The following is a 20,760-nucleotide window of genomic DNA, read 5'->3' on the forward strand; positions in this document are numbered from 1 at the left end:
AAATGATAGGTTGGAGTAGCAATTAATAAAAAAGGGGGCTTGAGTTTTCACTCACGCCCCTTTTTAGTTAAGCACTGCATGGCCGAAAAGATTTACTCGGCACGAATAAGCGCAAGTACTTCTTTAGTTTTTTCTTCCATTAGCGGTATATCGCCTTTACTTTCTACGTTTAGGCGAATTACTGGCTCGGTGTTCGATTTACGCAGGTTAAAGCGCCATGTGCCAAATTCTAGCCCAAAACCATCGGTAGTATCAACAACGCTTGCTAGCGGTTGATATTTGCTGATTACACGCTCTAGTGCAGCATCGGCATCGTTAAGCTTGCTGTTGATTTCACCTGAAGAAGGAAACGCTTTTATACGCTCTTTTACCATGCTGGCTAAGGTTTGTTTTTTCACGCACACAAGCTCCGCTATGAGTAACCAGGGGATCATACCTGAATCGCAATAGGCAAAATCTCGGAAGTAATGGTGAGCACTCATTTCACCTCCATATACGGCGTCTTCTTTGCGCATACGCTCTTTAATAAAAGCATGGCCTGTTTTAGATTTAATAGGTGTGCCGCCTGCATTAGCCACAATATCTTCTGTGTTCCAGTATACGCGCGGGTCGTAAATGATTTTGCTGTCGGTATTCTTTTCAATAAACGCTTCGGCAAGTAGCCCTACTATGTAATAGCCTTCTATAAACTCACCGTCGGCATCGAATAAAAAGCAGCGGTCGAAGTCGCCATCCCACGCAATACCAAAATCGGCGCCTGACGCTTTTACTGCATCGGCCGTGTCTGCGCGATTCTCTGGTAGCAGTGGATTAGGAATACCATTTGGGAAGGTGCCGTCAGCGTTGTGATGCACCTTAATAAATTCGATAGGTACGTTGTTAGCAAGCATGGCCTTTTCAATCGCATCTAACGCTGGGCCGGCGGAGCCATTACCTGCATTAACTACCACTTTAAGCGAAGTGAAGTTATCTAAGTTTACGTAAGAAAGCATGTGCTCTACGTAATTGCTCATACAAGAGCCTTCTTCATATTGGCCAGTGCTTGATAGCAAGTCTTTGTGTATTTGCGCTTTGCCATTGAAGAACGCGTCAGCGTCTACGGTTTCATTGTTGAAGTAATGCACCAATCTGCCGTTTACAAATTTATCGCTTAATGCTTCGGCACGCTCTTTAATCGCATTAAGGCCGGTATCGCCACTAATAGGAATAGAGCCCGCTTTTACAAGCTTCATGCCGTTATAGTTGATGGGGTTATGACTGGCTGTTACTTCTATACCGCCATCTACGCCAAGGTGTTTTGTGGCAAAATAAATTTCTTCTGTTCCCGCCATACCGATATCAGTTACGTTTGCGCCTGCATCAATTAAACCCGCACTTAGTGCTAATTTTAATGGTGTAGAGGTTAAACGAACATCGCTGCCCACTACTACGGTTTTAGCATCGAGTTCTTCTGCAAATGCATAACCAATACGGTAAGCCACTTCTTCGGTTAATTGAGAGTTAAGTTCGCCACGAATATCGTACGCTTTAAAACAGGTAATTGGGTTGGCCATTGCTGGGTCTCTATTCCTTTATCGGGTGGGAGTAAGTTTTTCCACGAATACTAGTGGTTAAGGCGTATATTAAATCACTTAGAGAATAATATTACTATGCGAATTATGTTCTCAGTTTTAAGTTTGCTAACGAATAACTGGCTCAGTGATTAATGAAACAATAAATGTTGTTGTGACCCTATTTATGAGTAGTGTGGACCTAACCCCATTTATGCTGTTTGTTCTGCAATACCGTTTAGTAGGCCTAATACTTGATTTTCGCTCGACTGAGCCTGAGCCCGCACGCTAATACTCGCTTGTTCTACAATTTGACTTTGTGTGAGTGAAGCTGTCTCTGCTGCGAAATCAGTATCGGTAATTCGTGAGCGTGCTGCGCTGATATTCTCATTGGCAATGGCGTTTACGTTTAAGGCTGATGTCATCTGATTGAGTTTCGCGCCGTAAAAAGCACGGCTATCACTCACTGTGTTTAAAGCGGCATCAATTTGACTAAGGGCAGCTTCAGCATTTTGTTCGCTGTTGATAGAAGTGCTCTCTAAACTTAAGTCTTCCAGCGTAGCGGGTGTTTTTGTTACTTCTATGTATTCGGTGCCCTTACCCAGCCTATTAGTGGCAGTGATATACGCTGGCCCTAAACTAAACGCCCGTTCATCCCCACCGCCTAGTGAATCCCATGTGGCGGTAACATTGAAAACTCCGCTCCCGATAACTGAAATGACCAGCGGTTGTGAGTTACTTGAAATTGTTAAAAATTCGTTCAAGTTTGGCGGGGTTGCGCCGTTTTGATCGCCGCTGAATGAAATAACGTTTCCATCTATTGTATCGCTACCGCTAGTAATAAGGCGCTTCAGAAGATGAAGTGAGGGAGTTTTAGTGGCGTGAAGAACCTTGACGAGACACGTTGGTTTAGTTTTAATTTTATGTGGCTTGAGCCTTTTAGGCCTTACGTGTAAACTTGGTTCTGACCCTATTTTATTTTTGATAAAAAAAAGGGTCAGAACTTTCGTTCTGACCCTTTTTCTTTTCGAGTATTACTTACTCTTCAGTTGCTTCTACTACTTCTTCTTCAGCTTCAACAACTGGACGGTCAACTAGCTCAACATATGCCATTGGGGCATTGTCGCCAGCACGGAAACCACATTTTAAAATGCGAGTGTAACCGCCTGGGCGTGCTTCGTAACGAGGACCAAGCTCGTTAAACAGTTTACCTACGACCTCTTTATCACCTGTACGGGCAAAAGCTAGACGGCGGTTTGCAACGCTGTCTTCTTTAGCCATAGTGATTAGTGGCTCGATTACGCGACGTAATTCTTTCGCTTTTGGTAACGTAGTTTTGATCACTTCGTGCTTGACCAAAGAACCGGCCATGTTTTTGAACATAGCTTGACGATGGCTGCTGTTGCGATTCAACTGACGACCACTCTTACGATGGCGCATAGTTTTATCCTTCTCTACAAATCAGTTTGATAAAAACCTGATTAATCTTTTTCAGCGATGCTCTCTGGCGGCCAGTTTTCTAGGCGCATGCCTAGAGACAAACCACGAGATGCTAGAACATCTTTGATTTCAGTTAGCGATTTCTTACCAAGGTTAGGCGTTTTAAGTAGCTCAACCTCAGTGCGCTGTACCAGGTCACCAATGTACTGGATAGCTTCTGCTTTTAAGCAGTTAGCAGAACGTACTGTTAACTCTAGGTCATCAACTGGGCGAAGTAGAATCGGATCGAATTCCGGCTTCTCTTCTTTCGCTTCAGGCTCAGATACATCACGTAAGTCTACGAATGCATCAAGCTGTTCAGCAAGAATGGTAGCAGAACGGCGGATCGCTTCTTCAGGATCTAAAGTGCCGTTAGTTTCCATGTCGATGATTAGTTTGTCTAAGTCTGTGCGTTGTTCAACACGGGCAGACTCAACAGTGTACGCAATACGCTCTACTGGGCTGTATGAAGCATCAACTAACAAACGACCAATTGGACGATCATCTTCTTCAGAGGAGCGACGGGTAGAAGCTGGTACATAACCGCGACCCATTTCTACTTTAACGCGCATGCTGATTTCAGCTTCGCCTGTTAAAGTACAAATTAAGTGATCAGGGTTAACAATTTCTACGTCGCCATCATGCTGAATATCACCAGCAACAACAGGGCCAGCGCCAGATTTCACTAGAGTTAGGGTTGCCTCAGTTTTACCTTCAAGGCGAACCGCTAAACCTTTAAGATTTAGCAAGATTTCGATAACGTCTTCTTGTACACCTTCTTTGGTGCTGTACTCGTGAAGAACGCCATCAATTTCTACCTCGGTAACTGCACATCCTGGCATAGATGACAGTAATATACGACGTAGGGCGTTACCTAGAGTATGGCCAAAGCCGCGCTCTAGTGGTTCCAAAGTTACTTTGGCACGAGTAGGAGAAACGTTTTCGATCTCTACTAATCTCGGTTTTAGGAATTCAGTCACAGAACCCACAATGCTTCCTCTTTAGTTGGCTTTACTTAGAGTAAAGTTCGACGATCAACTGTTCGTTAATTTCAGCAGACAAATCAGTTCTTTCTGGAACGCGCTTGAAAGTGCCTTCCATTTTAGTGCTGTCTACTTCAATCCAGGTTGGCTTCTCACGTTGGTCAGCCAGTTCTAAAGCAGCAACGATACGCGCTTGCTTTTTCGCTTTCTCACGAACAGAAACCACGTCTTCGGCAGAAACGTTAAACGATGGAATGTTCACAACTTGACCATTTACCATGATCGCCTTGTGGCTTACTAGCTGACGTGCTTCAGCACGTGTACTAGCAAATCCCATACGATAAACCACGTTGTCTAGACGCTGCTCTAAAAGCTGTAGCAAGTTTTCACCTGTGTTGCCTTTTAGACGCGCAGCTTCTTTATAGTAGTTGCGGAATTGCTTTTCCAGTACGCCGAACATACGACGAACTTTTTGTTTCTCACGCAGCTGAACACCGTAGTCAGACAAACGGCCACGACGGGCACCATGCTGACCAGGCGCTGTATCGATCTTACATTTAGAATCGATTGCGCGAACGCCGCTTTTAAGGAACAAGTCAGTTCCTTCGCGACGGCTAAGTTTGAGTTTTGGACCCAAATATCTTGCCATGATCTTTCTCCAACTGTCCGTCGATTAAACGCGACGTTTTTTCGGTGGACGACAACCGTTGTGAGGAATAGGTGTCACATCGGTAATATTTGTGATCTTATAACCAGTAGCGTTAAGAGCACGGATCGCAGACTCACGGCCTGGACCTGGACCTTTTACGAACACTTCTAGGTTCTTAAGACCGTATTCTTGTGCAGCTACACCTGCACGCTCAGCAGCTACCTGCGCAGCAAATGGGGTAGATTTACGTGAACCACGGAAACCTGAACCACCAGATGTCGCCCATGCTAGTGCATTGCCTTGACGGTCTGTAATAGTCACAATTGTGTTGTTGAAAGACGCATGGATATGAGCCATACCGTCTGCAACCTGACGTTTAGCGCGCTTACGCGTACTACGAGCTGGTGCTTTTGCCATAACTTACTCCCCGCTTACTTCTTAATTGGCTTACGAGGACCTTTACGGGTACGCGCATTAGTTTTAGTGCGCTGACCACGTAGAGGCAAGCTACGACGGTGGCGAATACCACGGAAGCAACCCAGGTCCATCAAACGTTTGATGCTCATAGAGACTTCACGACGTAAATCACCTTCAACAGTAAATTTCGCCACTTCGTCACGAAGCTTATCGATAGTCGCTTCGTCTAGCTCTTTGATTTTTGTATCTTCTGCAACACCAGCACCTGCACAAATGCTTTTCGCACGTGTGAGGCCTACACCATAAATCGCTTGGATAGCGACTACAGCATGCTTGTGCTCAGGAATGTTAATGCCAGCGATACGGGCCATTAACAGCACTCCTCTTGTTTATTTGTCGACGACCTAAAAAGCCCGATAGGATACTCATCCGTCGACCAAATTGCAAATAAAGGTTCAAAACACCTATAAACAAAACTAGCAGAACCCGATAAGTATGCTTCGGATTCTGCTTAGTAGCTTTGCAAGTATTCTGTACCGCTTAGATTAACCTTGCCTTTGCTTATGCTTTGGCTCTGTACAAATTACACGCACAACGCCGTTGCGCTTGATAACTTTACAGTTACGGCAAATCTTTTTAACTGATGCACGAACTTTCATTACATCACTCCCCTATCTTTAATATTAAGGGGCTAACTTAACGGCCGTAGCCTTTAAGATTAGCTTTCTTCAGAACAGACTCATATTGACTACTCATCAAATGCGTCTGCACCTGTGCCATAAAGTCCATGATAACCACTACTATGATTAGAAGCGACGTACCACCGAAGTAGAACGGAACATTCCAGGCAATTAGCATGAATTCAGGCACCAAACAAATAAAGGTTATGTATAGTGCGCCAGCCAGTGTGAGGCGAGTCATTACCTTATCAATATAACGCGATGTTTGTTCACCCGGGCGGATGCCAGGGATAAACGCACCAGACTTCTTCAAGTTATCTGCTGTATCACGCGGGTTGAAAACCAACGCCGTGTAGAAGAAGCAGAAAAAGATAATAGCTGCTGCATATAACATTACGTACAGCGGTTGACCTGGAGATAGCATTAACGCTACGTCCTGCAACCATGCTGTTGATTCATTCTGACCGAACCATCCTGCGATAGTTCCTGGGAACAGAATAATGCTGGAAGCAAAGATTGGTGGAATTACACCAGCAATGTTGACCTTCAGCGGTAAATGCGTGCTCTGCGCTGCAAATACCTGACGGCCTTGCTGACGTTTTGCGTAGTTTACCACAATTCTGCGTTGTCCGCGCTCAACAAATACCACAAGGTATGTAAGCGCAATAACAATCACAGCAATCAACAGGAGGAATAACAAGTTAATGTCGCCCTGCCTTGCTTGCTCTGCCGTTTGACCGATTGCTGTAGGTAAACCTGCAACAATACCAGCAAAAATCAAGATAGAAATACCGTTGCCGATACCTCGTTCAGTAATTTGCTCACCCAACCACATAAGGAACATAGTCCCTGTGACCAAGCTCACTACCGCTGTAAAGTAGAATCCGAAGCCAGGGTTCAATACCAATCCATTAATTAGGTTTGGCAGGCCAGTCGATATTCCTATCGACTGGAAAATAGCAAGTACAAGCGTTAGATAACGTGTGTACTGACTGATTTTACGACGGCCTGCTTCGCCTTCTTTTTTAAGCTCTACCATCGGTGGGTGAACCACCGAGAGCAACTGCATAATAATGGATGCAGTAATGTATGGCATAATGCCCAAAGCCAGAACGGATGCACGCTCAAGCGCACCACCAGAGAACATGTTAAACATTTCTACAATGGTGCCTTTCTGTTGCTCGAACAAGTCAGCAAGTACAGCTGGATCGATGCCCGGAATAGGAACATAAGAACCCAATCTGAAAACAACAATCGCACCAAGTACGAACAACAATCTTGCTTTAAGCTCACTCAAGCCGCTTTTAGCGCCTGAATCCAATCCTGGTTTAGCCATCTAGCTTATTCCTCTACTTTACCGCCAGCAGCTTCAATCGCTTCTTTAGCGCCTTTAGTAACCTTTAAACCGCTTACTGTAACAGCACGTGATAACTCACCGCTCTTAACTACTTTTACAAACAACATTTCTTTCTTAACAAGACCTGCTGCTTTCAAAGTTTCAAGAGAAACTGTATCACCGTCTACTTTTGCGATTTCTGCAAGCGTTACTTGATCAGTAACAAAGCTCTTGCGTGAAGTGAAACCGAATTTCGGAAGACGACGCTGTAAAGGCATCTGACCACCTTCGAATCCTGGCTTAACGCGGCCACCTGAACGGCTTTTTTGACCTTTGTGGCCTACACCACTCGTTTTACCAAGACCTGAGCCGATGCCTCGACCAGTACGCTTACCAGATTTATGAGCCCCTGGTGCAGGAGCAATAGTATTTAAACGCATTTTCTTACTCCTCCACTATCTCGACCATGTAATGAACACGGTGGACCATGCCACGTACGGCTGGGGTATCTTCCAGTTCACGAACATGGTTGATCTTACGAAGACCTAAGCCTTTAAGCGTAGCTTTGTGCTTAGGCAGTCTGCCGATAGCACTTTTAGTTTGCTTTACTTTAATCGTTGCCATGTCTGATTACCCCAAAATTTCATCTACAGACAATCCACGTTTCGCAGCAACTTTCGCTGGAGAATTCATCTCTGTCAGCGCGTTGATTGTTGCACGAACAACGTTGATTGGGTTTGTAGAGCCGTAACATTTTGAAAGTACGTTTTGTACGCCAGCTACTTCAAGTACTGCACGCATTGCACCGCCGGCGATGATACCGGTACCTTCTGATGCAGGCTGCATGTAAACTTTAGAGCCAGAGTGACGACCTTTAATAGGGTGCTGTAACGTATTGCCATTTAGGTCAACGTCAACCATGTTGCGACGTGCCTTTTCCATAGCTTTCTGGATTGCAGCAGGAACTTCACGTGCCTTACCATAACCGAAACCTACGCGACCGTTACCGTCACCCACTACTGTCAATGCAGTGAAACTAAAGATACGACCACCTTTAACCACTTTAGATACGCGGTTAACGGCAATCAATTTCTCTAACAGTTCACCGTTCTGAACGTCTTGTTTAGCCATTATAAACTCCTAGAACTGAAGACCAGCTTCGCGAGCTGCATCAGCTAATGCTTTAACGCGACCGTGGTATTGGAAGCCACTACGATCGAAAGCCACTGCTTTAATGCCTTTCTCAATAGCGCGCTCTGCGATTGCTTTTCCGACTACCGTCGCTGCTTCAGCGTTACCTGTAGATTTAAGATCCTTTGCAAGATCCTTTTCAACAGTTGAAGCCGCCGCTAATACTTCAGAACCGCACGGGGCGATAAGCTGAGCGTATATGTGGCGAGGTGTGCGGTTAATAACCAAGCGATGCGCGGCCAGTTCACGAATTTTTGCTCGTGCGCGAGTTGCGCGACGAATGCGAGCTGTTTTCTTATCCATCGTATCACCCACCTACTTTTTCTTAGCTTCTTTACGACGTACATGTTCGTCAGCGTAACGTACACCTTTGCCTTTATAAGGCTCTGGTGGACGGTAACCACGAATGTTCGCCGCAACCTGTCCTACCATCTGCTTATCGGCGCCTTTGACGACGATTTCAGTTTGGCTAGGAGTTTCAACGGTAATGCCCTGAGGCATTTCGTATACTACAGGATGAGAGAAACCTAGCGTTAGGTTAAGCTTGCTACCCTGTGCTTGCGCACGGTAACCAACACCATTTAGCTGAAGCTTTTTCTCAAAACCTTGTGAAACACCTTGAACCATTGCGTTAAGAAGTGAGCGAACAGTACCAGCCTGTGCCCAATTGTTAGCGAAACCTTCACGAGGAAGTGCTTTCAATTGGTTCTCTTCTTGTACAACTTCAACAGCGTCGTTAAAAACGCGGCTCAATGTGCCTTTACTACCTTTTACAGTAACTTCTTGACCAGAGATAGATATTTCTACGCCTGAAACCAAGTCTACTGGGGCTTTTGCTATACGTGACATTTCAACTCCTCCGTTATGCTACATAACCGATGATCTCACCGCCCATGCCAGCGTTACGCGCTGCACGGTCAGTCATCACACCTTTTGAAGTCGACACGATAGCGATACCCAAGCCACCCATAACCTTTGGAAGCTCATCTTTTTTCTTATAGATGCGCAGACCGGGGCGACTTACGCGCTCGATAGTGTCAATTACTTGCTTGCCTTCGAAGTACTTAAGCGTAACTTCTAAAACAGGCTTAACGTCACCTGATGCTGCAAAGTCTGTGATATAACCTTCTGACTTCAACACTTCGCATATAGAAACGCGAACTTTTGAAGAAGGCATAGTTACAGAAACTTTCTGAGCCATCTGGCCGTTACGGATGCGTGTGAACATATCCGCGATAGGATCTTGCATACTCATTATCAGCTACTCCTTACCAACTGGCTTTCTTAAGGCCAGGGACTTCACCGCGCATCGCTGCTTCGCGAAGCTTAATACGGCTAAGGCCGAATTTGCGTAGGTAACCATGTGGACGGCCAGTTACGCGACAACGGTTACGTTGACGTGAAGAACTAGAGTCACGTGGTAATTGTTGCAGCTTCAGAACAGCGTCCCAACGCTCTTCTTCAGAAGCGTTAACATCGCTGATAATCGCTTTAAGTGCCGCGCGCTTTTCAGCATACTTCGCTACTAGCTTAGTACGCTTCGCTTCGCGTGCTTTCATTGATTCTTTTGCCATAACCCTACACCCCTACTTTTTGAATGGGAAGTTAAACGCGTCCAGCAGAGCACGTGCTTCGTCATTAGAATTCGCACTGGTAGTGATAGTAATATCCATACCGCGAACCTTATCCACTTTATCGAAATCGATTTCAGGGAAAATGATTTGCTCACGCACGCCCATGCTGTAGTTACCACGCCCGTCGAATGATTTTGGGTTCAAACCACGGAAGTCGCGAATACGCGGAATAGCGATTGAAATCAAACGCTCTAGGAATTCCCACATACGCTCGCCACGTAGGGTTACTTTACAGCCAATCGGATAACCTTCACGGATTTTAAAGCCCGCTACTGATTTTCTAGCAACTGTAACAATCGGCTTCTGACCGGCGATAGCCGTCATGTCAGCTTGAGCATTCTCAAGCACCTTCTTGTCAGCAACTGCTTCACCTAAACCCATGTTTAGAGTGATTTTTTCAATCCGAGGGACTTGCATGACGCTTTTGTACCCGAACTGCTTAGCAAGTTCAGCTACTACTGTTTCTTTATAGAAATCATGCAGTTTCGCCATCGTACTCTCCAATATAATTAAACAAGTTCGCCGTTAGATTTGAAGAAACGTACTTTCTTCTCATCTTCGAAACGGAAACCAACGCGATCTGCTTTACCCGTTGCTGGGTTAACAATCGCAACATTAGAAACGTGAATAGAAGCTTCTTTCTCAACAATACCACCAGCAACACCCAATTGAGGGTTAGGCTTAGTGTGTTTCTTGACGAGATTAACGCCTTCTATAATTAAACGGTCATCAGCCATAAGCACTTTAAGGACTTTGCCTTGTTTGCCTTTGTCTTTACCCGCTAATACGACTACTTCATCATCACGACGAATTTTATTAGCCATTATCGTGACTCCTTATAGTACCTCTGGGGCCAATGAGATGATTTTCATGAAGTTTGAACTTCTCAACTCACGGGTTACCGGGCCAAAGATACGCGTACCAATTGGTTGCTTGTTTGCGTTAAGCAAAACAGCCGCGTTACCGTCAAAACGAATGGATGAACCATCAGGACGACGAACGCCTTTTCTAGTACGCACCACCACTGCATTCAGTACGTCACCTTTTTTAACTTTACCGCGAGGAATTGCTTCCTTGACAGTAACTTTGATGATGTCACCGATACCTGCATAACGGCGATGCGAGCCACCAAGAACCTTAATACACTGAACCCTGCGAGCGCCGCTGTTATCTGCAACGTCCAGGTTAGTTTGCATTTGGATCATGTTAGTGCTCCGCTCTAAATTAAGACTCTCCCGAGTCGTTATTGTGCTGCTAAAAACAACTGGATATCGCTGCTTTTATGTACATACCCCCATAAAAAGGGCGCGAAACTATAACAGAATTATTAGCTAAGCGATAGCAGTAAATTGAATTAATTTTAGACGGGGTGGATAAAAAAACCCCAGCTTAAAAACTGGGGTGATGATAACCACAGAGGAGGTCATCAAGCAGGAACTATAAGAGCTGCGCAGTGTGAATTTACTCTCAAAACACTGCACGTACTAATAAAGATAATAGATATTGGGAAATATGACAGTTTTTAGCCTAATCATTTTGTACAAAAATACACTTTGGTATGAAAATAAAGACAATTTAACTGCGCCTCTTTTACACTTCCTGTTTTATAGAGCGGCATAGCGCTAGTAGGCTTTTGCTATCGCTTATTAATAGATATGCGTATCGCGATTAGAACAGTATGTTTATTTCGTAACCCGTTGCTGTATTAGCCGGTTCAATGGTCACAATGTAGTTTTCTTCTTCTGTGAAGCCAAATAGCGCCGTACGGTCTAACAATACTTGTTCATCGTTATCGTCTTCATACACTGCGATAACTTCGTAAAAATCAGAAGGCAGCACTTCGGTGCTGGTTTCACCAAACTCTAGATTATTCACTCTGTACTCTGCGGTATCGATAGTTTCATCGTGACGTACAAGGAAAATTTCAACGTCGTCATAGTCGCTAACAAGGTTAATAAAGTTAACGGTTTTGTCGTAGGCCTGTGGTAAACCACTTTCTTCGAATGTCGATGCACCTAGTTTGCCGTCTTTCTCATAGATAAGTATCGCCTTACTTTCACCCTGATTCAGGGTAATCAATTTATTGCTAAGATTGGCAATAGAACCAGAAGTGTCTTCTACCGACACACGGTAGTCACCGTAGCGAATTGCAGTAAAGTCGGAAAGCTCATCAGCCGCTAATGTAAATGCAACGTCTTCTTCGTCTGTGTTGCCACCGAAGGTAACGGTTACCGGTGTGTCTAAATTGGTAGAATTGTAAATACGGTATTGCGCATCAGCTTCTACATCGGTTAAACCAGACACAGTAGAAGAGTTGAGTATGGTGTCTACGACAAGACCTTCTTGAATAGCGCCACTCACATCGCGAAGAGCCATAACGTATTCAGTTTCATAGATGAAATCTAACGTTTGAGATTCAAAGATGACGTCAGTGCTGCCAGGCGCGGTAAGATATACGGTATACTCACCTTCGTCAAAGTTGTCGCTGTCGTCATCACCGTCCCAGTAAATCAGCTCTCCTAAGTCGTTTGGCGTAATGGTGCCAAGAAAGTTTGCTGCTTCAAAGGGGTCGCCCGCATCACTCATGTAGAAATCAAAAGATTCGCTATCCATAGTGACTGAAATGGCCAGCAGTCTGAAGTGGTCCTCTAAGGTCTCTCGTTCATAGCTGTATTCGTTGAATGAGGGGCTATTGAAGTCGCCACTCATAACAATCATGGTTTTCTCACCTTCTTTTAGGTTTACCGTTATTTCGTCTATGTAGACTTCTTGATCGTCAGAGTCTGTGCGAATGAACTCTAAAACAAGCTCACCGCTTTCCATTGAATACATAGAAGTCGCATCACCGAATTGCGCAGAGCCAAAACTATCTCCATCCACTTCCCGCATTTCTACATTGGCCCCATTTGGCGATGCGTTATAAAACTGAAGATATGCAAATTCATAATCTGACTCGCTACTGTCTGAACCTCCACATGCGGCAAGGGCAAATAGCGCAACCAGACCTAGCGCAACTGTTCTACTAAAGTGACAGGCACGAACCCAAGACAGACGAGGGCCACTAATGTGACAGGCATAATAAGAGTTACTAATGTGACAGGCACGAAAAAGGGAGGAGAATGCTTGCATAAACGGTGTTTCCTTTAAATTTGTTTCAAATAGATTAATTGGATAACAACACAGACGGGAAAACCTGCGCCGAACGCCGTTATGGCACAAAGTTTTGGGGTAGGTTCATAGCTTTACGCTGTCTTTACAAAACTGACAATTCATTGAAGAAAATGACGGTGAATTTATATAGTTTTTTAGACTGTCTTGTTTGAGGAGCTGTCTTTTTTGAGGAGCCAGTTTCGAAAGGCCAAGCTTGCTGGGCTATTAATGCTAAGCATTTATTTCATTGTCGGATAAAAAGGTAAAAAAAGCCTGCAGAGCTGCAGGCTTTTACCTATCAATCTTATTTATGGTTATTCGCTAAAGATTACTCGTAAGAGTAAGACAGGGTTACGTTGCTGTATCTAGAGTATGCACGTATACCGATATGCCAAGTACCTGCCGCTGGCGCGTCGAAGGTACATTCTTCGTTGTTACCATTGCGATAAGGACGGCAATCGAAGTCACTCGTCTCAGGTTGAGAGCCGAACTTCATATATAGGTCTGCATCGCCAGAACCACCTGCAATACTTACTGTCATTTGGCTTACGCCTTCCGGAATAGTCCACGTGTAGCGGTTCCAGTCGTTACGAGATGCAGATAAGCCGGGGACTTGACCAGATACTGGCTCAACGGTGGGGCTACCGCCATTGTCAGTTCCGCCGCCGTTTCCATCACAACCGTTGGTATTTAGCTGATTGTAAGCATCAGCCAATTTCATTAGACCAAAACCGTAGAAGTTATCGCGACCCGCACTGCCTTTATCCTGCGCAGTTACATTCAACGCATTTCGAATCTGATTATTTGTACACTGAGGGAAATAGCTCCATACCAATGCCGCACCACCTGCTACGTGAGGTGTTGCCATTGATGTACCGCTAAGGGCTGCATAGGTGTTAGTTGGGTAAGTAGACTGTACCGCACTACCAGGCGCAGCAATCTCTACTTGGTCGTTATACTGGCTGTAGCTGGCACGGTTTTCATTTGAATCTACTGCAGCAACTGACATAACCGCATCGTAAGACGCTGGATAAGATTTGCCACTGTTTCCATCGTTACCCGCAGCGGCCACTAACAGCATGCCTGCATCGGTGAAGCTTTGCATAGCATCACGCTCTGTTGCTGATGCACTGCCGCCACCTAAACTCATATTAACAACATTTGAACCTGCATTTTGACACTGAGTGATAGCGTCGATAAGATCTGAAGCGTACGTCCACTGACCGTTGTCATTGAATATTTTCACAATGTGAAGGTCGACGCCAGGATACACACCTACAACACCTTCGTTGTTGTCATAAGCCGCAATAGTACCAGCGACATGGGTTCCATGGCCGTTTCCGTCGTTATACCAGTTACCCACTGCAGCATTATTTGCATTACCTGTTACACCGTTATTGGTATCAGGTAAGTCGGGGTGGCCCAAGTTGTACCCTGTATCGATAACACATACTTTACGCGCGGTGGTATCGGCTTGGCCAAACTGATTAGCCTGAACCATGGTGTAACCGTATGGTGTGGTTTGTGCCATAGGCTTACGCTTAGCATCTATTTCGATGCTTTCAACGTTTGGATTTTTACGCAGTTCATTTAATGCTTTACGATCGAGCTTCGCCGCCATCATGCGATGTTTTTTCAATTCTTTTTTAACTAAGCCCCCAGCACGGGTAACATCATTTTTTGCAGCTTGGATATTGAACGCTTTCTTCTGTTTACCGAATTTTAGCGCTCCTTTTCCTCTTAACGACACATCGTCGGTTCCCATAAGAACTTCAGATGTCATTTCATCTTTGAATTTTACAATGTAGCGATCGCCAGGCTCTTCAAGAGAGCCAAAACCGACTTTTTTGAATCGTTTATCTAGGCGCTTGTTTAAGCTTTTGTTCAATTTTGAGGAGAAAGATTTTTTCTTTACTTCTACTTTTACCGGAGCATTTTCTTCAGCTATTGCACTTTGACCAGCGAAGGCTAAAGAAACTGCGATGGCAGCAGCAGTCATACATGTGTGTTTCTTATTTTTTAAAATCAAAATTTATTTCCTGTTTATCTGTCTTGTTGTTTCAACACTTTTACTCTCGTGCTTTAGAAACTTTTGTTATGTTTTGACATACAGGTTCAACCATTACCTCATACGAAACGCCTATCCATGACTTTCAACGCAACTGCGTTGCAACGACCCCCCCGCGTGTCAGTTGGCGTAAATAAAACGTATCTACACTTCATCTACAAAATCCATATTAATTGGCAAATCAGCATGTTGAGTATACAACCTCAGTCCTGATAAGTTTTTTTCATACCTATTGGACAGTCATTAAACGGAGTAAAAAAACATAATGCCCCGTTAGCCCTGCCCTATGGACGGATTCATATTAGGAATATATTTTTATAATTAACAATTACTTTACAATCGCAAATGTAACAAAATGTGAGCTGTATCTTTCTGAGAATGATTGGCAATTACCTGAGATCGCTTGAAAGGCGCATGACCACTTGGTTTGGTGAATTAGGTGGTGGAATTGTTGGGTTTATTAAATTTAGACAGGCAGTTTGATAGATACGCGAGATAACTTATTAAGACAGGCATAGTTAAAGACGAAAATTGTGACAGGCATAGTTTAAAATGGGAAAAATTTTGCCTTAGTCTATTTGCTAAGTATAAAACGGGCTTGAACAAATTTTTGTTAATTCTTCTTGTTGAAAATTAGAAGCTGTCGAGCAAATGAGTTTCGCTGTCGAAAAAGAAATGGACAGCCACATTGGCTGTCTTGGCATGATATCAGTTAACTTAGATTAAAATCATCCCAGCAAACGTCTGGCATTTGTTTGCCCATGCACCCGTACTTGATTTTGATTGTGCGCGTACTGCTCTAGATGCAGCACTTTTCCTGCTGCATGCTTAAACAGGGTTTCGAATTGTGTGGTTAACGTTAACCAATTTTCGCTTTCGATGTTGAGCCTTTTTAAAATGTGTAATTTGTTAGCGTCTACTTTCCCTTCTTTGGCTAGATAGATGTTTCGACTTGTTGCATCAACGGCCTGAAGATATTCAATAAGAGTAAAGGGCAAACCGATTGATAAATCTCTTTTTGATTTACTTGAAAAAGGCATGAGTCGCTTTGGTGTCTTCCCTGCCCTAGCTGCGCGAATACGATACTGTATACTCGTGTGATTGGAACTTTCTGGCGTTTTTGCCATATTTGCCCTTACTGGGTTTAAATCTACATAAGCCATACAAGCCGCTAGGGCCGATTCATCTAATAGCGCTTGCGATTTAAATCGCCCCTCCCAAAAATGTCCTGTGCACTCATCTTCTTTGTTTGCAGCTCGAGCAATATACTCATTCAGTGCTCGCATAAACCAGCTAATATCGTATAGCCGTTTTCGCCACACTTCTGCCGTACATTCAACGGTTTTAATCTGCGCTTCACTTAGCTCTTCTCGAGTCGACGGCGTCAGATACTGCTGTGTCAACAAGGTCCCTTTATACAGTGTATGCCAACGCTGAAGTACTTCCTCGAGGGGAAGTGACTGCGCTTTTTCCTTATTTATATGTAACACCAAGTGGGTATGATTACTCATGACCGCATAAGCACATACACCAATTGTGAAAACTTCACTCAACACATGTATGCGGTCTTCTACCCATTGACGGCGATGTTCAAAGCTTTTTCCATTTTCTTCCCCGCACAAAAATGCACGTCGAACACAGCGTGAAATGCAGTGGTAATAGGGTGTATCGAAAAGACTAATTTGCGATTTTCTGGCTTTAGGCATCCAAGCTGTCACACTGTGAGTTGTGTTATCAATAGTTTGAGTATTCATCGAGCTTAAAGAAAGTGTATCGAGGTACAGTTTTACTAGTGTTTTATGCCTGTCTCATTAGTTGTTATGCCTGTCTCATTAGTTGCTTCGTTAGTGCGTAGGGACAAAAAAGGGGCAATACAATTGCCCCTCGTAAATGCACTTATTTCATGCGCAGTGGTGTTAGCGATGCTAGCTTAGTCGTTGCCTTACAATTTCATATAAGCACACGCCAGTAGCAACTGATACGTTTAAACTTGAAACACTGCCAGCCATAGGTAGCTTCACTAACTCGTCGCAGTTTTCTCTCGTGAGCCTGCGCATCCCCTTTCCTTCAGCGCCCATCACCAATGCTGTAGGGCCTTTTAGATTAACATCATAAAGGGTTTTATCAGTTTCACCTGCTGTACCTACAATCCAAATCCCTTTGTCTTGCATGTGCTTTAAGCTTCTAGCCAAATTTGTCACTTGAATAAGCGGTATCACTTCCGCTGCACCACAGGCCACTTTACGTACAGTGCCATTTAAGCTAGCTGATTTGTCTTTCGGTACCACAACAGCATGTACACCAGCGCCATCAGCGGTTCGTAAACACGCACCTAAATTATGCGGGTCGGTAATTCCGTCTAACACCAATAAAAAAGGTTGTGACTCTTTCTCTAAAATGCGGTCAAGATCGGCTTCATCGAGCACTCGTGCAGCTTTCGCTCTAGCGACAACGCCTTGGTGTTGCTCGCCGTTAACTTTGTCATCTAAGGTTTTGCGCTGACAAAACTGTACAGAAATACCAAAACGGCGGGCTTGGTTAACAATGTTGACTAGTCGCTCGTCGGTTCTACCTTTAAGCACCATAACTTCAACAACACGCTCAGGCTCGTTTTTTAATACCGACTGCATAGCATGTAGACCGTATAACCATTCTTGCTGCGCCATTTAACGCTTTCCTCTTCTGCTCGTTTTATCTGATTTACCCGCTTTGGCAGGGCTTTTTGCCCCGCCCTTGGCTGGCGTCTTCGCCGGTCCCTTTTCTTGCCCAGTGCCACCACCTCTATTTGATGCAGGTTTAGGACCTCGCTTCCCTTTTCCAGCGGATTTCTTAGAAGGTTTCGCTTTGCCCTTCTTGCCACCAGGGCTGCGCAGCATAGACTTATCGAGCAATAAATCAATCTTTCTTTCATCTAAATTAACAGCAGCGACTTGTACTAAAACGGTGTCGCCCAATCTGAATTGATTGTGGCCAGACTCGCCAACTAGCGCCATTTTCACATCATCAAACTGATAATAGTCGTCATCTAATGAAGTGATGTGAACAAGCCCGTCTATATGATATTCGGTAAGGCGGATAAACAAGCCGAAATTAGTCACCGAACTCACCACGCCTTCAAAGGTATCACCAACGTGGTCGAGCATAAATTCACACTTCAACCAATCGGCAACGTCGCGCGTCGCATCATCGGCTCTGCGCTCTGTCATAGAGCACTGTTCGCCTAATTGCTCTATTTCATCAACCGTATAGCTTTTACTGCCGCTTACCGACTTTTTGCCCTGTTGCTTTGCAATAATGCTTTTCAGCGCTCGGTGAACCACCAAATCTGGGTAGCGACGAATAGGTGAGGTAAAATGCGCGTAAGCTTCTAGCGCCAATCCGAAATGGCCTACGTTGTCGCCGTCATACACCGCTTGCTTCATTGAGCGAAGCAACATGGTTTGTATTAGCTCTTCATCAACGCGACCTTTGGTTTTAAGCACCACGTCGGTAAACGCAGAAGGCTCTGCATCATCAACAATGCGATGAGTAATCCCTATCTCGCTGAGGTAACTCGTAAATGCAGTAAGCCTGTCGGCGTCAGGCTTATCGTGTATGCGATATAACGCCGGTGCTTCATGCTTTTCAAGCATAAGTGCAGCGCTCACATTCGCCATGATCATGCACTCTTCAATAAGCTTATGCGCGTCATTTCTCACAAGAGGAACAATGTTTTCTATCTTGCGCTGTGCGTTAAACACAAATTTTACTTCTTGCGTTTCAAACTCAATAGCACCGCGTTTGGCGCGAGACTTTTTAAGGCCTCGATACAAGTCGTGTAAATTACGCAAATGAGGCACATGCGCTTCGTAGCGCTGATGCATTTCTTTTTCGCCCTGCAGAATTTTCCACACCTTGTTGTATGTAAGGCGAGCATGAGAATTCATTACAGCTTCGTAAAACTGGAACTCTTCAAGAATGCCTTGCGCACTGATGGTCATTTCACACACCATGCACAAACGATCTACTTCTGGGTTAAGCGAGCACAAGCCGTTTGATAGTACTTCAGGCAGCATTGGAATAACTTGGTCAGGGAAGTACACCGAATTTCCACGCTGTTGCGCTTCATCATCAAGTGCCGAACCTGTTTTGACATAATGGCTCACATCGGCAATGGCTACCCATAGCTGCCAGCCGCCATCGTCTAGCGGCTCACAATATACTGCGTCGTCGAAGTCTCTGGCATCTTCACCATCAATCGTTACCAACGGCAATTGACGTAAATCTACCCGTCCTGCTTTAGCATCATCTGGCACTTGGTCGGTTAGGTGTGATACTTGTTTAGTCACGCCCTTCGGCCACTGGTGAGGAATATCAAATGTGCGCAGGGCCATCTCAATTTCCATACCTGGCGCCATATGCTCTCCAAGTACTTCAACAACTTTACCTACTGGGCTCATTTTTCTGCGTGGTCGCTGAGAAAGCTCCACAACCACAACTTGCCCCATTCGAGCACCGTTGGTGCTTTCCGGTGGAATAACAATCTCGTGTTGAAGGCGGCTGTCGTCGGGCACTACCATGTTAAAGCCTTGCTCTACAAAGTAGCGCCCGACAATGGGCTCTTCTCTTGGCTCTATCACTTGAGTGATAAAGGCTTCTTTGCGGCCTCTGCGGTCAGTGCCGCTGACTCTGGCTTCTACAATATCATCGTGCAGGAACATGCTCATTTGTCCTGCGCTTACGAATAAGTCGCCGCTTTTATCTTCAGGTCGCAAGAAACCAAAACCGTCGCGATGACCAATAAGTCGGCCTTTAAAAATTTCATCACGGTTTTGAAGAATGTACTTTTTCTGACGCGTAAACTGTACCTGCCCCTCGCGCTCCATGGCGCGAAGTCGTCGTTGAATACCAATGCGGGCATCTTCGTTTTCAGCATTTACTTCGGCGCAAATATCGAGAAATGACAAGGGTTTGTCATGCTCTTTCAATATGCTCATCAAATGTTCTCGGCTAGCTACCGGGTTTTCGTACTTTTCTTTCTCGCGCTGATAATGCGGGTCGTCACTCATGTATTTGTAAATTACCTTTTGTTTATTTGGTTTTGTTTTTCAATATCATTTCTAAAAAGCGGATATTTCAATTGGCTTTGCGTGATTGCATAGTGTGGAGTTTCATTCCGAAAACTATTTTGCTGTCATGTCATCACTGCAACCGCTTTGCCAGTTGGTTGTTTGATGCACAGTATAACAGTATTTATCACAAAAATATTGCGCTCAAGTGACAGCCCGATGCAGCGTGAGTTACCCAAGTAGGTACGTCACTTCTTTTCCTTAGTATTGACGACCAATACACCGTTGCATTTAAGCAGTTCATTGGTGATGTGACTCATTCATCTTGCTCACTACGCCAGCTATTGTGCCTGTCTTATTTGTTATGTTTTATGCCTGTCTCATTAGTAGTATGTTTTATGCCTGTCTCATTAGTAGCGATTGCGAAGCATTGATAAAAAAGTGAAACCTTCATGTCATATAGCCCCTGTATAACCGAGAGAGTTAGCTTTTCGTTAGCTGTAGTTGGGAGCTCTTAAGGTTGGAAGCACTTGCGCAGAAGAGAGCAATTACGTGGAGGCGCCGCTGTTTAGACA

At 44.6% G+C, this 20,760-nt stretch carries 24 protein-coding genes; all 24 read right to left on the reverse strand.

Annotated features, from left to right (window positions below):
- Positions 1–92 precede the first annotated feature (92 nt).
- A complete protein-coding gene (locus V7R39_RS12030; RefSeq protein ID WP_334030943.1) occupies positions 93–1,553 on the reverse strand; it encodes a phosphomannomutase CpsG in 1,461 nt (486 codons plus the stop codon).
- A gap of 209 nt (positions 1,554–1,762) precedes the next feature.
- Positions 1,763–2,314: a flagellin gene (locus V7R39_RS12035; protein ID WP_334030945.1), complete on the reverse strand. Its 552-nt coding sequence runs from the start codon at positions 2,312–2,314 to the stop codon at positions 1,763–1,765.
- Positions 2,315–2,588: 274 nt separating this feature from the next.
- A complete protein-coding gene (gene rplQ / locus V7R39_RS12040; RefSeq protein ID WP_032094882.1) occupies positions 2,589–2,990 on the reverse strand; it encodes a 50S ribosomal protein L17 in 402 nt (133 codons plus the stop codon).
- A 41-nt stretch (positions 2,991–3,031) separates the two neighbouring features.
- On the reverse strand, positions 3,032–4,021 hold the full coding sequence (locus V7R39_RS12045) for a DNA-directed RNA polymerase subunit alpha (protein ID WP_032094883.1): 990 nt from the start codon (positions 4,019–4,021) through the stop codon (positions 3,032–3,034).
- 19 nt (positions 4,022–4,040) lie between these two features.
- Entirely contained in the window at positions 4,041–4,661 is a 621-nt protein-coding gene (gene rpsD, locus V7R39_RS12050) for a 30S ribosomal protein S4 (RefSeq protein ID WP_032094884.1), read from the reverse strand.
- Positions 4,662–4,685: 24 nt separating this feature from the next.
- Positions 4,686–5,078: a 30S ribosomal protein S11 gene (rpsK, locus tag V7R39_RS12055; RefSeq protein ID WP_013786215.1), complete on the reverse strand. Its 393-nt coding sequence runs from the start codon at positions 5,076–5,078 to the stop codon at positions 4,686–4,688.
- A gap of 14 nt (positions 5,079–5,092) precedes the next feature.
- The gene (gene rpsM, locus V7R39_RS12060) at positions 5,093–5,449 is read right to left on the reverse strand and encodes a 30S ribosomal protein S13 (protein WP_032094885.1); all 357 of its coding nucleotides are present in this window, start codon (positions 5,447–5,449) and stop codon (positions 5,093–5,095) included.
- Between the two features lie 174 nt (positions 5,450–5,623).
- On the reverse strand, positions 5,624–5,737 hold the full coding sequence (gene rpmJ, locus V7R39_RS12065; protein WP_013786217.1) for a 50S ribosomal protein L36: 114 nt from the start codon (positions 5,735–5,737) through the stop codon (positions 5,624–5,626).
- 37 nt (positions 5,738–5,774) lie between these two features.
- Positions 5,775–7,094, reverse strand: a complete 1,320-nt coding sequence (secY, locus tag V7R39_RS12070) for a preprotein translocase subunit SecY (RefSeq protein WP_032094886.1) — start codon at positions 7,092–7,094, stop codon at positions 5,775–5,777.
- 5 nt (positions 7,095–7,099) lie between these two features.
- Positions 7,100–7,534: a 50S ribosomal protein L15 gene (rplO, locus tag V7R39_RS12075; protein ID WP_032094887.1), complete on the reverse strand. Its 435-nt coding sequence runs from the start codon at positions 7,532–7,534 to the stop codon at positions 7,100–7,102.
- Between the two features lie 4 nt (positions 7,535–7,538).
- Positions 7,539–7,718, reverse strand: a complete 180-nt coding sequence (gene rpmD, locus V7R39_RS12080; RefSeq protein ID WP_032094888.1) for a 50S ribosomal protein L30 — start codon at positions 7,716–7,718, stop codon at positions 7,539–7,541.
- 6 nt (positions 7,719–7,724) lie between these two features.
- Complete coding sequence (rpsE, locus tag V7R39_RS12085; RefSeq protein ID WP_032094889.1) at positions 7,725–8,225, reverse strand: 30S ribosomal protein S5; 501 nt, start codon at positions 8,223–8,225, stop codon at positions 7,725–7,727.
- A 9-nt stretch (positions 8,226–8,234) separates the two neighbouring features.
- Positions 8,235–8,588, reverse strand: a complete 354-nt coding sequence (rplR, locus tag V7R39_RS12090) for a 50S ribosomal protein L18 (protein WP_032094986.1) — start codon at positions 8,586–8,588, stop codon at positions 8,235–8,237.
- A gap of 12 nt (positions 8,589–8,600) precedes the next feature.
- Positions 8,601–9,134 carry a 50S ribosomal protein L6 gene (rplF, locus tag V7R39_RS12095; protein WP_163106891.1) on the reverse strand — a complete coding sequence of 178 codons (534 nt, stop codon included), beginning with the start codon at positions 9,132–9,134 and terminating at the stop codon, positions 8,601–8,603.
- Positions 9,135–9,147: 13 nt separating this feature from the next.
- Positions 9,148–9,540: a 30S ribosomal protein S8 gene (gene rpsH / locus V7R39_RS12100; RefSeq protein ID WP_032094891.1), complete on the reverse strand. Its 393-nt coding sequence runs from the start codon at positions 9,538–9,540 to the stop codon at positions 9,148–9,150.
- 13 nt (positions 9,541–9,553) lie between these two features.
- Positions 9,554–9,859 carry a 30S ribosomal protein S14 gene (rpsN, locus tag V7R39_RS12105; RefSeq protein WP_032094892.1) on the reverse strand — a complete coding sequence of 102 codons (306 nt, stop codon included), beginning with the start codon at positions 9,857–9,859 and terminating at the stop codon, positions 9,554–9,556.
- A 12-nt stretch (positions 9,860–9,871) separates the two neighbouring features.
- A complete protein-coding gene (rplE, locus tag V7R39_RS12110) occupies positions 9,872–10,411 on the reverse strand; it encodes a 50S ribosomal protein L5 (protein ID WP_032094893.1) in 540 nt (179 codons plus the stop codon).
- A gap of 17 nt (positions 10,412–10,428) precedes the next feature.
- Complete coding sequence (rplX, locus tag V7R39_RS12115) at positions 10,429–10,743, reverse strand: 50S ribosomal protein L24 (protein ID WP_032094894.1); 315 nt, start codon at positions 10,741–10,743, stop codon at positions 10,429–10,431.
- 12 nt (positions 10,744–10,755) lie between these two features.
- Complete coding sequence (rplN, locus tag V7R39_RS12120) at positions 10,756–11,124, reverse strand: 50S ribosomal protein L14 (protein ID WP_032094895.1); 369 nt, start codon at positions 11,122–11,124, stop codon at positions 10,756–10,758.
- A gap of 463 nt (positions 11,125–11,587) precedes the next feature.
- Complete coding sequence (locus tag V7R39_RS12125) at positions 11,588–13,048, reverse strand: DUF4397 domain-containing protein (RefSeq protein WP_334030950.1); 1,461 nt, start codon at positions 13,046–13,048, stop codon at positions 11,588–11,590.
- A 349-nt stretch (positions 13,049–13,397) separates the two neighbouring features.
- On the reverse strand, positions 13,398–15,068 hold the full coding sequence (locus V7R39_RS12130; RefSeq protein ID WP_334030951.1) for a S8 family serine peptidase: 1,671 nt from the start codon (positions 15,066–15,068) through the stop codon (positions 13,398–13,400).
- Between the two features lie 797 nt (positions 15,069–15,865).
- Positions 15,866–16,843, reverse strand: coding sequence for a transposase (locus tag V7R39_RS12135; protein WP_334030952.1), 978 nt, complete (start codon positions 16,841–16,843; stop codon positions 15,866–15,868).
- Positions 16,844–17,062: 219 nt separating this feature from the next.
- Positions 17,063–17,803, reverse strand: a complete 741-nt coding sequence (gene rlmB / locus V7R39_RS12140; protein ID WP_334030953.1) for a 23S rRNA (guanosine(2251)-2'-O)-methyltransferase RlmB — start codon at positions 17,801–17,803, stop codon at positions 17,063–17,065.
- Positions 17,804–20,185, reverse strand: coding sequence for a ribonuclease R (gene rnr, locus V7R39_RS12145; RefSeq protein WP_334030955.1), 2,382 nt, complete (start codon positions 20,183–20,185; stop codon positions 17,804–17,806).
- Between the last annotated feature and the right edge of the window lie 575 nt (positions 20,186–20,760).

Origin of the sequence: Alteromonas sp. P256, from assembly GCF_036864455.1 — a bacterium.
In the GTDB taxonomy this organism is placed as follows: Bacteria; Pseudomonadota; Gammaproteobacteria; order Enterobacterales; family Alteromonadaceae; genus Alteromonas.

Bases quoted from the DNA above. Each gene is read 5' to 3' on its own strand.
- V7R39_RS12030 (WP_334030943.1), bottom strand. From the start codon at position 1,553: ATGGCCAACCCAATTACCTGTTTTAAAGCGTACGATATTCGTGGCGAA.
- rplQ (WP_032094882.1), bottom strand. From the start codon at position 2,990: ATGCGCCATCGTAAGAGTGGTCGTCAGTTGAATCGCAACAGCAGCCAT.
- rpsD (WP_032094884.1), bottom strand. From the start codon at position 4,661: ATGGCAAGATATTTGGGTCCAAAACTCAAACTTAGCCGTCGCGAAGGA.
- rpsK (WP_013786215.1), bottom strand. From the start codon at position 5,078: ATGGCAAAAGCACCAGCTCGTAGTACGCGTAAGCGCGCTAAACGTCAG.
- rpsM (WP_032094885.1), bottom strand. From the start codon at position 5,449: ATGGCCCGTATCGCTGGCATTAACATTCCTGAGCACAAGCATGCTGTA.
- rpmJ (WP_013786217.1), bottom strand. From the start codon at position 5,737: ATGAAAGTTCGTGCATCAGTTAAAAAGATTTGCCGTAACTGTAAAGTT.
- secY (WP_032094886.1), bottom strand. From the start codon at position 7,094: ATGGCTAAACCAGGATTGGATTCAGGCGCTAAAAGCGGCTTGAGTGAG.
- rplO (WP_032094887.1), bottom strand. From the start codon at position 7,534: ATGCGTTTAAATACTATTGCTCCTGCACCAGGGGCTCATAAATCTGGT.
- rpmD (WP_032094888.1), bottom strand. From the start codon at position 7,718: ATGGCAACGATTAAAGTAAAGCAAACTAAAAGTGCTATCGGCAGACTG.
- rpsE (WP_032094889.1), bottom strand. From the start codon at position 8,225: ATGGCTAAACAAGACGTTCAGAACGGTGAACTGTTAGAGAAATTGATT.
- rplR (WP_032094986.1), bottom strand. From the start codon at position 8,588: ATGGATAAGAAAACAGCTCGCATTCGTCGCGCAACTCGCGCACGAGCA.
- rplF (WP_163106891.1), bottom strand. From the start codon at position 9,134: ATGTCACGTATAGCAAAAGCCCCAGTAGACTTGGTTTCAGGCGTAGAA.
- rpsH (WP_032094891.1), bottom strand. From the start codon at position 9,540: ATGAGTATGCAAGATCCTATCGCGGATATGTTCACACGCATCCGTAAC.
- rpsN (WP_032094892.1), bottom strand. From the start codon at position 9,859: ATGGCAAAAGAATCAATGAAAGCACGCGAAGCGAAGCGTACTAAGCTA.
- rplE (WP_032094893.1), bottom strand. From the start codon at position 10,411: ATGGCGAAACTGCATGATTTCTATAAAGAAACAGTAGTAGCTGAACTT.
- rplX (WP_032094894.1), bottom strand. From the start codon at position 10,743: ATGGCTAATAAAATTCGTCGTGATGATGAAGTAGTCGTATTAGCGGGT.
- rplN (WP_032094895.1), bottom strand. From the start codon at position 11,124: ATGATCCAAATGCAAACTAACCTGGACGTTGCAGATAACAGCGGCGCT.
- V7R39_RS12125 (WP_334030950.1), bottom strand. From the start codon at position 13,048: ATGCAAGCATTCTCCTCCCTTTTTCGTGCCTGTCACATTAGTAACTCT.
- V7R39_RS12130 (WP_334030951.1), bottom strand. From the start codon at position 15,068: ATGACTGCTGCTGCCATCGCAGTTTCTTTAGCCTTCGCTGGTCAAAGT.
- V7R39_RS12135 (WP_334030952.1), bottom strand. From the start codon at position 16,843: ATGCCTAAAGCCAGAAAATCGCAAATTAGTCTTTTCGATACACCCTAT.
- rlmB (WP_334030953.1), bottom strand. From the start codon at position 17,803: ATGGCGCAGCAAGAATGGTTATACGGTCTACATGCTATGCAGTCGGTA.
- rnr (WP_334030955.1), bottom strand. From the start codon at position 20,185: ATGAGTGACGACCCGCATTATCAGCGCGAGAAAGAAAAGTACGAAAAC.